At 68.7% G+C, this 14,546-nt stretch carries 13 protein-coding genes and 1 pseudogene; 11 read left to right on the forward strand and 3 right to left on the reverse strand.

The window, feature by feature from the left end; all coding sequences use genetic code 11:
* Positions 1 to 79 precede the first annotated feature (79 nt).
* From ACBJ59_RS56285 to ACBJ59_RS56300, 4 genes are all read left to right on the forward strand, one after another.
* A complete protein-coding gene (locus ACBJ59_RS56285) occupies positions 80 to 2,332 on the forward strand; it encodes a tetratricopeptide repeat protein (RefSeq protein WP_375118208.1) in 2,253 nt (750 codons plus the stop codon).
* A 112-nt stretch (positions 2,333 to 2,444) separates the two neighbouring features.
* Complete coding sequence (locus tag ACBJ59_RS56290) at positions 2,445 to 3,125, forward strand: alpha/beta fold hydrolase (protein WP_375118209.1); 681 nt, start codon at positions 2,445 to 2,447, stop codon at positions 3,123 to 3,125.
* A gap of 152 nt (positions 3,126 to 3,277) precedes the next feature.
* On the forward strand, positions 3,278 to 4,102 hold the full coding sequence (locus ACBJ59_RS56295; RefSeq protein ID WP_375118210.1) for an alpha/beta fold hydrolase: 825 nt from the start codon (positions 3,278 to 3,280) through the stop codon (positions 4,100 to 4,102).
* 116 nt (positions 4,103 to 4,218) lie between these two features.
* Positions 4,219 to 5,115, forward strand: coding sequence for an alpha/beta fold hydrolase (locus ACBJ59_RS56300; protein ID WP_375118211.1), 897 nt, complete (start codon positions 4,219 to 4,221; stop codon positions 5,113 to 5,115).
* A gap of 299 nt (positions 5,116 to 5,414) precedes the next feature.
* On the opposite strand, the gene ACBJ59_RS56305 is transcribed toward ACBJ59_RS56300, so the two are convergent.
* Positions 5,415 to 6,326, reverse strand: coding sequence for a helix-turn-helix transcriptional regulator (locus ACBJ59_RS56305; protein WP_375118212.1), 912 nt, complete (start codon positions 6,324 to 6,326; stop codon positions 5,415 to 5,417).
* 206 nt (positions 6,327 to 6,532) lie between these two features.
* Here ACBJ59_RS56305 and ACBJ59_RS56310 point away from each other — a divergent pair, with 206 nt between their 5' ends.
* The 7 genes and pseudogenes from ACBJ59_RS56310 (at position 6,533) to ACBJ59_RS56340 (ending at position 11,964) form a co-directional block, all read left to right on the forward strand.
* Positions 6,533 to 7,513: an aldo/keto reductase gene (locus tag ACBJ59_RS56310; protein ID WP_375118213.1), complete on the forward strand. Its 981-nt coding sequence runs from the start codon at positions 6,533 to 6,535 to the stop codon at positions 7,511 to 7,513.
* 107 nt (positions 7,514 to 7,620) lie between these two features.
* Entirely contained in the window at positions 7,621 to 8,025 is a 405-nt protein-coding gene (locus ACBJ59_RS56315) for a nuclear transport factor 2 family protein (RefSeq protein WP_375118214.1), read from the forward strand.
* A gap of 286 nt (positions 8,026 to 8,311) precedes the next feature.
* Positions 8,312 to 8,515 carry a hypothetical protein gene (locus ACBJ59_RS56320; RefSeq protein WP_375118215.1) on the forward strand — a complete coding sequence of 68 codons (204 nt, stop codon included), beginning with the start codon at positions 8,312 to 8,314 and terminating at the stop codon, positions 8,513 to 8,515.
* A gap of 107 nt (positions 8,516 to 8,622) precedes the next feature.
* Positions 8,623 to 9,932: pseudogene (locus ACBJ59_RS56325) on the forward strand (aldehyde dehydrogenase family protein).
* Positions 9,933 to 10,144: 212 nt separating this feature from the next.
* Positions 10,145 to 10,486, forward strand: coding sequence for a hypothetical protein (locus ACBJ59_RS56330; protein WP_375118216.1), 342 nt, complete (start codon positions 10,145 to 10,147; stop codon positions 10,484 to 10,486).
* A gap of 12 nt (positions 10,487 to 10,498) precedes the next feature.
* Positions 10,499 to 11,197 carry a class I SAM-dependent methyltransferase gene (locus ACBJ59_RS56335; protein WP_375118217.1) on the forward strand — a complete coding sequence of 233 codons (699 nt, stop codon included), beginning with the start codon at positions 10,499 to 10,501 and terminating at the stop codon, positions 11,195 to 11,197.
* Between the two features lie 194 nt (positions 11,198 to 11,391).
* Positions 11,392 to 11,964, forward strand: a complete 573-nt coding sequence (locus tag ACBJ59_RS56340; protein ID WP_375118218.1) for a hypothetical protein — start codon at positions 11,392 to 11,394, stop codon at positions 11,962 to 11,964.
* Between the two features lie 594 nt (positions 11,965 to 12,558).
* Here ACBJ59_RS56340 and ACBJ59_RS56345 read toward each other — a convergent pair.
* Positions 12,559 to 13,620 (reverse strand): integrase core domain-containing protein, encoded by a 1,062-nt coding sequence (locus tag ACBJ59_RS56345; RefSeq protein WP_375118219.1) that lies wholly within the window; start codon positions 13,618 to 13,620, stop codon positions 12,559 to 12,561.
* 306 nt (positions 13,621 to 13,926) lie between these two features.
* Positions 13,927 to 14,517, reverse strand: coding sequence for a hypothetical protein (locus ACBJ59_RS56350; RefSeq protein WP_375118220.1), 591 nt, complete (start codon positions 14,515 to 14,517; stop codon positions 13,927 to 13,929).
* Positions 14,518 to 14,546: the final 29 nt, after the last annotated feature.

The following is a 14,546-nucleotide window of genomic DNA, read 5'->3' on the forward strand; positions in this document are numbered from 1 at the left end:
TGGTTTCCCCCGGGCCCGGGCGCCCGGCCTGGCGGGGCCCCGGGCCTCGATCCACCCCTGACAGGTCGCGGAGAAGCGCGTGTCCACCACCCCATCCGGCTTCGCGGAACTGCTGCGCCGCCACCGGCGCGCGGCGCAGCTGACGCTTGAGCAACTCGCCGGGACCTCGGGAGTCAGCCTCCGGGCCCTGTCCGACATGGAGCGCGGACGCAGCACCGGACCTCAGCACCGGACCGTCGTCGCGCTGGCCGATGCGCTCGCGCTGCGCGAAGACGACCGCGAACAGCTCATCGACCTGGCGCGCTCCGGCCGGCTGAGAGATCATTGGACGCGCCCGACCGGCCTGTGCGAGCTGCCCCGATCCGTGGACGACTTCACCGGCCGGGCCGCCGAGCTGGCCTGGGCCGACGACGTCATGCACGCCGGCGACGCGCCGGGCGCCGCCGGCGTGGCCCTCATCACCGGCGCGGCCGGCCTGGGCAAGACGACGCTCGCCGTACACACCGCCCATGTGCTGCGGCCGAGCTTCCCCGACGGGGTGTTCTTCGTCGACCTGTACGGCATGTCTCCTCGGCCGCTCACGGCCGACGACGCCCTCATGCAACTGCTGCGCGCGCTCGGCACCACGGAGCGGCACCTGCCTCACGACACTCTGGAGCGCGCCTCGGTTCATCGGTCCCTGCTGCGCGAGCGGCGTGTGCTGCTCGTGCTCGACAACGCAGGGTCGGAGGAGCAGATACGGCCGCTGCTGCCCGCCGACGGCCGAAGCCGCGCGCTCGTGACGAGCCGGCGGCTGCTGGCCGGACTGCAGGGTGTGCACCGGCTGAGTCTGGGCCCGTTGCCGCTGGCGGAAGCGGGGGAGCTGCTGACCGGGATTCTGGCCAGACGGGGATCTTCCGACGAAGGATCGGCTGTTGGTGAGCTCGCCGAGTTCTGCGGCGGTCTGCCGCTGGCTTTGCGGATCGTGGGCAACCGGCTGGTCAGCCGGCCCGGCTGGCGTGCCGCGGAGTTCGCCGACCGGCTGGCGGACGAAGAACGGCGCCTCGACCAGCTCAGAGCCGGCGACCTCAAGGTGGCCACCGCGTTCGCCATGTCCTACGAGCAGTTGGCCGCCTCGACGCGGCGGGTCTTCCGCAGGCTCGCCCTGGTGCCCGGCCGAGACTTCGACGCCACTCTCGCGGCAGTGGCGGGCGCAACCTCGATAGAGGGGGTGTGGGAAGCCCTCGACGAACTCGTCGACCTCGGTCTGCTGCAGGACAGCGCGTCGGCACGCTACCGCTTCCACGACCTGGTCCGGCTGTTCGCCCGCGACCGGCTGCACGCGGAGGAGCCCCCGTCCGAGCGCGACGCGCTCACCGTGACGGTGGCGTCGTGGCTGCTACGCATGGCCACCGTCGCCGGGCGGTGGTTCGACCCCGCATACGGCCGTCCCGACCCGCCCGAGGCCGATCTGTCCTCTTCGGAGGAGGCCGGCCACTGGCTGCGCGTGAACGTGGACAACTGGCTGGGCGCGTTGCGGGCAGCGGCGGGCGGCGGCCGACATGCCGACGTTCTCGACTGCGCCGAGTCGATGGACTGGTTCTCCGACCGGTGGATGCACGCGCCGCACTGGCACGAGGTCTTCACCCTCGGCGCCGAGGCCGCCGCCGCCCTGGATGATCAGGCCCGCCAGGCCAGGCAGCTGAACCTGCTGGCCTGGGCCCATCTGGTGCCGCGAGACGACCCGGAGACCACCCTGCGATACACGGCCCAGGCGCTGGAGCTGGCCACCCGTACTGGCGCCACGGCGCAGATCGCTTCGGCGCACCACAATGCGGCGGGCGCGCTTCGCAGGCTCGGACGGCTGGATGAGGCCATCGCCGCGGAGACCCGGGCGGCGGAGCTGTTCAAGGCCGTCGGCGACATCGATACCTACGGTCAGAGTCTCGGCTCCCTCGGCAGTTGCCTGCGCGATGCCGGACGTCACAGTGAGGCCTTGGAGCAGTATCTCGGCCTGTGGGCCCTGGTGAACGACGAGCGGTCGGGGGTGACGTCGAGCGCCGCGGCGTTCATCCGGCCGATTGCGCTTGCCCGCATCGCCGAGTGTCTGGCGCTGCTCGGCCATCGCTCCGAGGCGATCGCTAAGCTCACCGAGGCGATCTCCCTGATGGAAGAGGGTCAGTTGCCCGTCCCGCAGGCCGCTTCCCTGCAGACGCTGGCGGCCTTGCTGGACGAGGAGGGCCGGACCGGCGAGAGCCGTCACGCCTATGCGCGGGCGGCCGAGGTGTACCAGGCCATCGGCGACATCGAGGCGGCCGAGCGCTGCCGCAAGCTGGCGAGCGCCGCGCCCTGACGGTTCCGCACTACTTCTGCCTCCTGTTCCGCATGGTCTCTTCCCTCGGGCGCCACTTGGATGAAGGGCACAGGACAGGCATCGGGCCAGTCCCTCCAGGTCAGGAGCGATCATGACCACCATCAGGAACATCGTGCTCGTGCACGGCGGCTTCGTGGACGGATCCGGCTGGCAGGGCGTCTACGACGAACTGTCCAGGGACGGCTTCGGCGTCCGGATCGTGCAGAACCCGACGCTGTCGCTGGAGGGGGACGTCGCCGCGACCCGCCAGGTCCTCGACAGCCTCGACGGACCGGCCGTCCTCGTCGGCCACTCCTACGGCGGGGTCGTCATCAGCGAAGCCGGCACGCACCCCAACGTCGCAGCGCTGGCCTACATCGCCGCCTTCGCCCCTGACAAGGGTGAGTCGGTCAGTACACTCATTGCCGACCCGCCGCCCGGGGCGCCCGTGCCGCCGATCCTGCCTCCGCGTGAGGGCTTCCTGTTCCTGGACCGCGACAGGTTCCACGGCTCGTTCGCCGCCGACCTGCCCGCGCAGACCGCCGCGTTCATGGCCGACTCCCAGGTTCCCTGGGGGGTGGACGCCCTCGGTGGGACGGTCACCGAGCCGGCCTGGCGGCACAAGCCGAGCTGGTACCTGGTGGCCACCGAGGATCGCATGATCCCGCCGCCGGCTCAGCGGATCATGGCCCAGCGCGCCGAGGCGTCCGTCGTCGAGGTCGTCGGCAGCCACGCCGTCTACGTGTCCCAGCCTGCCGCGGTCGCCGATCTCATCCGCCAGGCCGCCGCCTGACGGCCGGGCTGCCTGCGCGCTCACACCGAGTCACTGCCCCGGCCGCCGACTGGGCGCCGGACGATCTTCTCCTGCCTGGGCGGCGTGCCGCCCAGGCCGTCCTCCCCATGCATTGCCCCGTCATCTCTCGCACCAGCTCTCTGGAGACACCGTTGAACCGCTCCACCCCACTGCCGCGCCGCCTCGTGTTCGCCGCCGCTGCCAGCAGCCTGGCCGCCGCGCTCCTCGCGGTCCCTGCCGCATCCGCGGCACCCTCCAACAGCCCGGCCAAGCCCACGATCGTCCTGGTTCACGGCGGATTCGCCGACGCCTCCAACTGGAACGGCGTGATCAGCAGGCTCCAGGAGAGGGGCTATCCGGTCATCGCGCCGGCCAACCCGCTGCGCGGCCTGCCCACCGACGCGCCGTACATCGCCAGCGTGCTGAAGTCGATCGAGGGGCCGATCGTCCTGGTCGGCCACTCCTACGGCGGCGCCGTGATCACCAACGCGGCCGTCGACGTCCCCAACGTCAAGGCGCTGGTCTACATCGCCGCGTTCGTCCCCGACGAGGGTGAACAGCTCGGCGTCCTGATCAACAAGTACCCCGGCACCCAGATCCCCGGCGCCGTCCGGGAGGTGGCCTTCCCCAACCCGGACGGCAGCACCGGCACCGACCTGTACCTCAGGCCGGACAAGTTCCGCAGCGCCTTCGCCGCCGACTTGCCTGTCTCCACCACCCGCCTCATGCAGGCCGGGCAGCGGCCGTTCAGCGCCTCCTCCTTCACCGACAAGACCACCGGCGCCGCCTGGCGCACCGTCCCGTCATGGGCGCTGGTGGCCACGGAGGACAAAGCCATCCCTCCGGCCCTGGAGCGCTACATGTACAAGCGGGCCAAGTCGCGCATCTACGAAGTGCCTGCCTCGCACGTGCCGATGATCAGCCAGCCGAGCCTGGTCACCCGCATCATCCAGGACGCGGCCCGCACCGTCGGCTGAACCGGCCCGGCCACGCCGATCGGCAACCCGCGCGGCCACTGCAGCCGCGGCGCGACCACCTGAGTGCTGCCCCTGGGAACCCCCGGGGCAGCACGGCCCATGTCAGGAGTACGTTCGTGAGCCTCTCCTCCGGCCCGCTGCTACCCGGCACCCACACGGTGAGCATCCAGGGAGTACTGCAGCGCTACCACGTCACCGGTTCCGGCCCGCTCTGCCTCGTCCACCCCGGAGGCCCCGGGCTCGGCTGGGAGTACCTGCGAATGCCCGAACTGGAGCAGCATCTGACCCTGCTCTACCTGGAGCCGATCGGAACCGGCGGCTCGGGACACCTGCCCCGGCCGCAGGACTACCGCATCGACACCTACGCCCACTTCCTGCACGGCGTCATCGAACACCTGAACGTGCCGAGCGTGTTCCTGCTCGGCCACTCCCACGGCGGCTTCGTCGCCCAGCAGTACGCGCTGACCCACCCCGCCGCCCTGGCGGGCCTGATCCTCTACGACACCTCGCCCTGCACCGGCCAGGAGTTCTGGGACCAGGCGCTCGCCACCCTCGACCGCCTCCCGCAACGCCACCCCGACCAGCCCGAGGCCGCCACCATCCCGCGCCTGTTCCGCCACGCTCTCGCCGCCACCGACAACGAATCCTGCACCCAGGCGCTACGTGCTGTCCTGCCCGCCTACTTCGCCGACTACTGGGCCCGCGAAGGCGACCTGGCCCCTCTCCGGGCTTCCCTGCGCGCCTGGGCCGACCCGCTGCGCGCGGAGCAACCCCCCTTCGACGTCCGCGACCGTCTGGGCCAGATCACCACACCCACTTTGATCATCAGCGGCGCCCACGACTTCATCTGCGGTCCTGGCTGGGGACGGCTGCTGCACGAAGGCATCGCCCACGCCCAGTTCCTCCTTCTGCAAGACAGCGGCCACCTCGGCCACCTCGAACAACCCGGCGCGTTCACAGCGGCCGTCAACGCCTGCACCTCTGGCGCCGGTCGGCCGGCGGAGGCGACGTGATCACGGACGCTGCTGTAGCGCTGGGCCCGGCATGGCCTCCTCAGAAACGAGCCGCCCCCAGCGCACGATCAAACATCGGCTGCCGGGCTCTTCGGGACGCGAATGCGCTCGCAGAACTCGTTCTCATCACCGGCGACGCCACCGACGGCGGGTCTCGCCGTCAACCACCCTTGCAGCCCGTCGAAACCGTGCTCCGCGCGTTCTTGATCTTCTTCCCCAGGCAAGAGGAAGGATCCGTCAAGGGCTGTCCCACGGTCGGGCGGGGGCCGATTCCGACCGGACGCAGGTTGAGGATCACGTTAGCCCTCGAGGTTTCGGCCGCGTGTTCCTGCTGCCGGGTTGTTGCTGCGTTGGTTGTCGGCGTTCCAGCTGGCCAAGAGGCGGATCGCGTCGGCTTCGGGAGTGCCGGGCTGAGGGGTGTAGACGGTGAGTATCTGGTTGGAGACGGCGTCGATGCTGAGGGTCTCGTAGGGCAGTGTGATCTCGCCGATGAGTGGGTGCCGGAAAGTCTTCGTGCCGGTTCGGTGGATTCGCACGTCGTTGGTCGCCCAGCGCGTCCGGAATTCTGTGCTGCGGGTCGCGAGTTGTCCGATCAGCTCGGTCAGGTCGGGGTCGTCGGGGTGGCGGCCGGCCTCGATGCGCAGCATCGCCACGGTGTCGGCCGTGATCCGATCCCATTCCGGGAACAGGTCGCGGGCCCTGGGCTCGTCGAGGAACAGGAAGCGGGCGCTGTTCGTCCGTCCGGGCATGTCGTACACGGGTGCGAGGAGTGCGCGCCCCAGCGTGTTGACCGCGAGGATGTCGAACCGGCCGTTGAAGACCACTGCGGGCAGGTGGTCCATCGAGTCCAGCAGCACCCGGATTCCGGGGGTGACCAGGTCCTTCGCCGCGCCGCGACTCCGCTTGCGGACCGCGGGGGTCAGAGCGGCGAGCAGCCGGCCGAGGTGAGCGCGTTCGTCATCGTCCAGACGCAGGACGTCGGCGACGGCATCGACGACTCCGGCGGAGGGCCCGGTCGCCTGGCCGCGTTCGAGCCGCACGTAATACTCCGGGCTGACCCCGGCGAGCAACGCGACCTCCTCCCGGCGCAGGCCCTTGACCCGACGGCGGGTGCCCTGCGGAGGAAGGCCGGCCTCGGTTGGGGTGACCCGGGCACGGCGGGTGGTGAGGAACTCGCGGACCGCCGCCCGCGCCGCCTCCTTCTCATCCATGAGATCGAGGCTACGCCCGGCCCGCGTCCCGGAAGGGGTCTCTGTGAGTACCCCTTTTCGCAGTGCCTGTCGGGATGTGGTGAACCGGATGTTGTCTGGTGTCAGCGAGATCGAGATCGACGCCCCGGGTGCCGCGGACGCCGGCCCCCGCCGCTTACCTCTGATGCACCGTCCTTCGACACCTTCGACGAGAAATGAGTTCTGCGATGCAGCACGCGATGCTAGGGAAGCTGCGGGTTTCCCGGATCGGTCTGGGCACCATGTCCATGGCCGGCACTCTCCTGTCAGGCGGCGGCCTGGACGACGCCGAGTCCATCCGCGCCATCCATAGCGCACTCGGCCTCGGCGTCACCCACATCGACACCGCTGAAAGCTACGGCCCGTACCACAGCGAGGAGATCGTCGGTCAGGCGCTGGAGGGTCGGCGCGACCAGGCCGTCCTCGCCACGAAGTTCGGCATCCTGTCCCACACCGGGGATGGAACCGGACTGTTCGACAGCAGGCCGGCCAACATCCGCACCGCCGTCGAGGGCTCCCTGAAGCGCCTGCGCACCGACCGGATCGACCTCTACTACCAGCACCGGGTCGACCGGAACACCCCGATCGAGGAGACCATCGGCGCGGTGGCCGAGCTGGTGGCCGAAGGCAAGGTCCTGCACATCGGCCTGTCGGAGGCCTCGCCGGACACGATCCGCCGCGCTCACGCCGTGCACCCGATTGCCGCGTTGCAGACCGAGTACTCCCTGTGGACCCGCGACGTCGAGGCCGAGCTGCTGCCCCTGCTACGCGAGCTGGGCATCGGCCTCGTCCCCTATTCGCCACTCGGGCACGGGTTCCTGACCGGCCAGATCCGCACGCCGGAGGAGATCCCCGACGGCGACTGGCGCAAGACCAATCCGCGCTTCATCGGCGCGGCCTTCTACCAGAACCTGCAGCTCGTGGAGGAAGTACGCACCATCGCCTCCGAGGTCGATGCCACCCCGGCACAGATCGCGCTGGCCTGGCTGGTGGCCCAGGGCCAGGACATCGCCCCGATCCCCGGCAGCCGGCGGGTCACTCGCGTCCAGGAGAACACCGCCGCCGACGGCGTCGTCCTGACCGCCGACCAGTTGCAGCGGCTCGACACCCTCACACCGGCCACCGGCGCCCGTCACGACGACTTCAACGAGTCCACGATCGACCGCTGAAACCAGCATCGACGAGCGTGCCGCAACTAACCCGAACACCGGCCCGAACACCGGCCCCCAACAGGGTTCTCGACGCACGAGAGCCTTCGTCTCAAAGGAGAAACCCCATGCCCGAAGCAACATCACTGACCGAGCAGAACCGCGCGATCGTCGAAGCCATGTTCGAAGCGGGGAAACGCGGCGACGTCGAGGGCGTCGTCTCCTTTCTGTCCGACGACGTCCAGATCAACGAGCCGCTGTTTCTGCCCTTCGGGAAGATCTATCACGGTAAGGAAGGATTCTTCGGCCTCGCCCAGATCCTGCCGAACTACCTCGACCTTGCCGCGATCACGGTGCACTACACCATCGCCGACGGCGACCGCGTCGCGGCGTGCGTCGGCATCCCGGACGTCAAGACCGGAGAGCTGACCCACTTCATCGAGCAATTCACCATCAAGGACGGCAAGATCGTCGAGAACCGGCTGTTCTACAGCAACGCCGGCACCATGGTCGACCAGCCCAAGGTCGTGTAGCGCACACCCGACCTCCCTGATCACCCTCCAACAGTCCTCACCGGTAGAGGAAACTCGCGGACCACAGCCTCCTCGCCTTTCATGCGAAAGGGGGGAGGCCCGGCCCACATCCCGCAAGGGGCTCCTGTGATTACCCCGTTGAGCGGCGCCTGCCGGGATGTGGCGAATCCGATGTCGGCTGGGCGTCGGCGAGGTCGAGGACGGCATGCATGCCGCGAACACCGGCCCGCGCCACCTACCTCTGATGCACCTTCCTTCGACACTCGACAAGGAACAAGTTTCTCCAATGCAACACGTCATGCTGGGGAGCCTGCGGGGTTCCCCGATCGGCCTGAGCGCCATAGCCATGGCCGACCCCCGCACCTCCGGCGGCGGCCTGGACGACACCGCAACCATCCGCACCATCCATCCCGCGCTCGACCTCCTCCTGCCCCACACAGACACCGCCGAGACCTACGGCCCGTTCCACAGCGAGGAGATCGCCGCATGAGCGAGCAGCGAGCAGTCCAGCATTGGATCGACGGCGCCGAAGCCGCCGGCGACGGGTGCGAGCGCATCGAGGTCGTGAACCCGGCCACCGCCACCGTGATCGCCGACATGCCGGCGGGTACGGCGGCCGACGTCGACCGGGCCGTCGCGGCCGCGCAGCGCGCCTTCCCGGCGTGGTCGGCGGTGCCGGTCAGCGAGCGGGCCGCCGCGATCGCCCGGATCGCCGACGGCATCAAGGGCGCCATCGACGACTTCGCCGCCACCGTCACCTCAGAGATGGGTTCGCCGATCTCCTACGCCAAGATCGTGCAGGCCGGGCTGCCCTACCAGGTGGCGAGCAGCTTCGCCGCGCTGGCCGACGGCTACGCCTGGGAGGAGGAACTGGGCAACGCGCTGGTCGTGCGCGAGCCGATCGGCGTCGTCGGCGCGATCACGCCGTGGAACGCCCCCCTGTATCAGACCGTCGCGAAGGTCGCGCCGGCATTGCTCGCCGGATGCACGGTGGTGCTCAAGCCCAGCGTGCTCACCCCGCTCACCGCCGCCCTGTTCGCCGAGCTGACCGCGGCCGCGGGGATCCCGGCGGGCGTCTTCAACGTCGTGTACGGCGCCGGGTCGGTGGTCGGCGAAGCGATCTCCGGCCACCCGGGCATCGACATGGTGTCGTTCACCGGATCCACCGGCGCCGGCAAGCGGGTGTCGATCAGTGCGGCCGGCACCGTGAAACGGGTGGCGCTGGAGCTGGGCGGCAAGTCGGCCAACATCATCCTCGACGACGCCGACCTGCACAACGCCGTCAACCTCGGCCTCGAGTACGCCTGGATGAACGGCGGCCAGACCTGCGCCGCGTGGACGCGGATGCTGGTGCCCGCGAGCCGGCACGACGAGATCGTCGAGCTCGCGGTGGCCGCCGCCGGTTCCTACGGCGTGGGCGACCCGACCGACCCGGCCACCCGGATCGGCCCGATGTCCTCGGCCGCCCAGCAGGGCAGGGTGTCGGGCTACATCGAGCGCGGCATCGCCGACGGGGCCACGGTCGCGTTCGGCGGCTCCGGCCCGGCCGAGGGCCTCGAAGGGGGCGCCTACGTCCGCCCGACGATCTTCGCCAACGTCGCGCCGGACGCCGTCATCGCCCAGGAGGAAATCTTCGGCCCGGTGCTCTCGGTGATCCCCTACGCCGACGAGGACGAGGCCGTCGCCATCGCCAACAACTCCATCTACGGCCTGTCCGGCAGCGTGTTCGGCGAGCCGGACCACGCCCTGGCCGTGGCCAGCGCATGCGCACCGGCCAGGTCATGGTCAACGGCGGGGAGTTCAACCTGACCGCGCCGTTCGGCGGCTACAAGCAGAGCGGCAACGGCCGGGAACTGGGCCGTTTCGGGCTGGAGGAGTTCCTCGAGGCCAAGGCCATCCACCGCTAAGAAGGCGCCTGGCAGCCCACTCTCAGGCGGACGCAGCCAAACGAGACGCTCGGATCAGCTCCGCTGGCACTTCCACCGCCGACCGGCATCCCTCCAGGCAGCCGGTCAGCGGTGGAAGTCCCACCCTCACACCTGTCCGGAACAACATCCGAACTCCAAGGGATTTCCTGCGAGTCCGCCCGTGACCAACGTCGTACTCGTGCACGGCGGGTTTGTCGACGGGATCCGGCCGGCAGAGCATCTACGACCTGCCGACCGCCGACGGCTTCGGTGTCGGCATCGTGCAGCACACCACGTACTCGCCCGCCGGCGACATCGGGCCACCCAACGGTCCTCAACGCCCAGAACGGTCCCTCCGCGCTGTCGGGCACGCCTACGGCGCAGTCGTCCTCTCCGGGGCCGGCACCCACGACGCCGCGACGGCAGTGGTGTACATCCCCGCGTTCGCCCCGGACCAGGGCGATGCGGCGAACACACTCATCGCCGACCCGCCGCCCGGCGACCCTGCAATGACCGATGACCCGACACATCGAATCCGCCCGTTTCGCCGGTGAGAAAGAAGCTTCGTGGACAACACCCTCATTCCGTTCATCCGTGAATTCGTCAAGGCGCCAACCGTTGTCGCATCAGTGATACCGAGCGGCGAAGCTCTCGCCCGGCAAGTGACATCACCGATTCCGTCGCTGGGGCAGCCGGTCGTCGTGGAACTCGGCCCCGGCACCGGTGCGTTCAGCCGGACGATTCAAGAGCGACTCGACGGGCGGGGGCGGCATCTCGCCCTCGACGTCAATGAGCGTTTCACCGCCCTGCTGGCCGAACGCTTCGCCGGCCTCGAAGCGGTCACGGCGGATGCCCGTGACCTCTCCGCCATCCTCGCCGAGCGCGGCCTCGGTCAGGCTGATGCCATCGTCAGCGGCCTGCCATGGGCGTCGTTTCGGCATGAACGACAACGTGAACTGCTCGACGCCGTCGTGGACGCCTTATCACCACAAGGTGCCTTCACGACCTTCGCCTATGTCCATGCTCGCCGGTTCATCCCGGCTCGCCGGTTTCGCCGGTCCTTGGCGGATCGGTTCGAGGAAGTCGTCCTGGGGCGGACTGTGTGGGCGAATCTGCCTCCGGCCCTGGTGTATCACTGCCGTCGTCCCCGGCCACGACAGCGCGACCACCCGGCGGCCGGCGTACCAGGCCACGCCGAGTCGCAGATCGATTCGGTGCCGCAGATGCCAGCGCCGCCGACCAGCACCGCTGGTGACCGTGTGTAGTCCCTCCGCAAGTCGGCCAGGCGTCCGCGCCAGCCGGTGTCGAGGATCTTCCCGCTGACGAGGTGCGCGATGTTGCGCCCCACGGCCGCTCGAAGCTGGTTGAGGGTGCTGCTGCTGGCGCGCTGAACGCTGGGGAGGTCCCTGCCACGGGTTTGCGGGTCACCGGTGATCGCGGCGGTGCCCAGGTTGGCACGGTGCTGTCCACGGACACGCACGTCTCCGATCAGTGGTCGACGTACGGCACGAGGCCAGCGCCGATCACCGCCTTGGGCACCGCCATGGCCGCCCAGCAGCAGAGCGAGGCCACCGTCACCGACGTGATGCCCTCCCCCGCTGACGACCCCCGCGGCGCCGGATTCACCGCCAGCGGACTGCCCCTGATCTTCGGCGGCATCATGCCCGCCATCATCCTGCTACGCCTGTTCCCCGGCCACGCCAACCTGCGCCGCCGCCTGACCGGCGTCATCCTGTTCGCCCTGGTCGCCGGAGCCGCCGTCCTGCAGTATGGATTCGGTCCCCTGCACGACACCTACTGGCTCACCGCGCTCGGGCTGGCCCTGGGCATGGCCGCCCTGTCCATCCCGTTCCTCGCCCTGGAATCCCTGCTCGGCCGCCACCCACCTCGGCGACGCCGAAGTCCCGCTGCAGCTCATCATGGGCAAGACCCGCCACAAGAACCCCGCACCGCCATGCGCTACGTCAAACCCGGTGCTGAGGCCATCGCCAAGGTCACCGAGGTCCTGGCACCCCGCCGCCGTACCCACTGACCAGCAGTTTCGTCAGCGCGGAATGGGCCACTGTCCCTTTCTCCCGTACTTGGTCTGGCCCCCCTGTAGGGATTCTCGTTCGGTATGGCTCCGATTGTCTGGCGAACGATCATGTTGTGTCCGTCGAACAGGTCTCCTCCTGGGACTATCAGGCCGAAATTGAACGCAAGAGGCAGAACCACATACGCCCAGAACCCACATTCACTTGTCGTGCCTGCACGCCGTGACCTGCGGCAATGCCGTTCGTTTGGGCCGTGTGGCGCAATCCTTACCGGCAGGCCGACACGGTCAGGAGCCCAGCGGCCCGCTGCGGTGCGGGATGCGGGATGGGGCACCCGCTGATCAGTGTCGCGCGAGTGCGATGCAGGCAGTGGAACGACCGATTTTGAGGGTACGGGCGGCTTCGGTGACTGAGACACCGTCGTCCACCAGGCGGCGCAGCCCGCATCGACCTGGCCGCAGGCGAAGTCGGGCGGGTGCACGACTTCCGCCGGCTGATCGCGCTGGGCTGGCTTCTGCAGCTCGGCCCTGACGGACCGGCCTGTGGGGTGCGAAAACCCGGATGCGGCCTCGGTCTGCGGTTATCCGCCCCGTCTATGCGGCCCGCCGGTACTGGTTGATCAGGCCGTCGAGTACCTGTCGGCGTTGCAGGCGGACCTGATCGAGATCGCTTGGTGGAGCCGGGTCATGTGGTGGTTGAGGCGGCCGACGGTCTCGTGCGCGATGAGGACGGTGCCGGTTGTAATGCCGCTGGTATGCCTGCAGGACTCGGCGGAGATGGATTTCACCGTAGATCAGCAGCCGATCGGTGCATTCCCTTCGCACGGTGCCGACCCAGCGTTCGGCGATCGCGTTGGCCTGCGGGGCGCGAACCGGTGTTTTGATGACGCCAGCGCTGAGTGAGGTGAACACCTCGTCGAAGACTGCGGTGAATTTGGCGTCGCGGTCGCGAATGAGGAATCTTATGCTCTCGGCCTGCTCTCCCAGGTTCATGACCAGGTTGCGGGCCTGTTGAGCGACCCAGGTTCCGGTCGGATGCGCCGTGACGCCCGCGATGTGAATCACGCGGGTGGCGCGCTCGATGAAGAACAGAACGTAGAGCCGCTTCAGATACACGGTGTCGATGTGGAACAGATCGCACGCCCAGATGCCCTCGGCCTGCGCTTTGAGGAACTGACTCCAGCTCGGTCCGGTGCGGCGTGGAGCCGGACTGAGCCCGGCTCTTTTAAGGATGTCGCGCACGGTGCTGGGCGGTACCCGAAGGCCGATGCCGGCTAGTTCGCCGCTGATGCGCTGGTAACCCCACGTGGGATTCTCCCGGGCCAGGCGCAACATTGCCTCCCGGATGTCCGCGCGTGTGGAGGGACGACCTGGGCGTTTGGGTGGGTAGGTCCACCGGCGCGTCACCAGGGCGCGGTGCCAGCGCAACAACGTCGCGGGGGTTACGAAGAAGACATCCAGCGACGAGCGGGGAAGCAGCCGCGACAGCGCCGCGAGCACGACCCGATCCGCCGGCTGGAGATCGGACCGGTTAACCTGACGGCGCAATACGGCGACCTGATGGCGAAGCACCACGATCTCAGCCGTCTTGGCCCGATCACCGCGGCCCAGCAGGACCAGAAGCTGAAAGACACGCCCGAGGACGAGGTAGAGCAAGGACCACGACACCGTCAGCAGGATGCCCGAGACCTCATCGTGCTCAAGCCGCGAACCACCAAGTCAACCTCGCCAGCTGAGTTTCCGCACCCCACAGGCCACCGACGCGGGAGTGGCGTGGGCCAGCGTGCTCGCGGCGACGGTCAGGGCGACACGCGAGGGTGGCGGTCCTGCGCAGATCGCCACCGCCACCGTCATCGGCATCGCAACCGTGCAGGCCTCTGATGCCGCGGATGAACCGTAGGACTTGCTCGTGCCGGCAGGACCGCCGGCGCCGCTTGACGTTCGGGAAACTCATTCACGCGTTCATGGAACGTGGTACAGGGTTCGCGTTGATGCGAACCAGGCCCGGTCGATGAACCGGCCGGTGATCCGTCCTGCCATGCACAGAAAGCGGTCGAAGGTTTCAGCTTCGCTGATTTCGCCGATGAGCTCCAGTCCGCTCGCGTGCGCCTCGAATTCAGGAACCTCCATCCATCCCCCAGGGGAGGAAGGAGGAAATATCTCCCCAATGTATTCGCTGTCATGATTGTACAGCAGCTTGCCGGGATCGGCCTCTTCCATGAAATAGGCTTCGAGTACGCGTTGTCCGTCGGCGCTCAGCGCCTCTATCAAATTCGGCGGCACCGTTACGCCGCTGATGGTGAGGATAGCGGACCAGCCGGCCGAGTGCTCCCCCACCCAGACGATCAGTTTCTCCGGGCTGGTCTCGTAGGATTGCATCGCTGTTTGGAAGTCACACACGGTGCCGTTCTGGGGGTCGACACCCAGCCGCCGGGCGATCTCGTTGCCGTCTTCTGTGTCCACCCATTGGCAGCTAAACCAGGATTCCAGACCGTGTTCGGTCAGTAGATCCCACTGACTTTCCTCAGGAAGGGCGCTATAGGGTTTCTGCATCACTGGCCTCTTGTTGGTTTATCTGTGGA

Origin of the sequence: Nonomuraea sp. MTCD27 (assembly GCF_041950495.1) — a bacterium.
In the GTDB taxonomy this organism is placed as follows: Bacteria; Actinomycetota; Actinomycetes; order Streptosporangiales; family Streptosporangiaceae; genus Nonomuraea.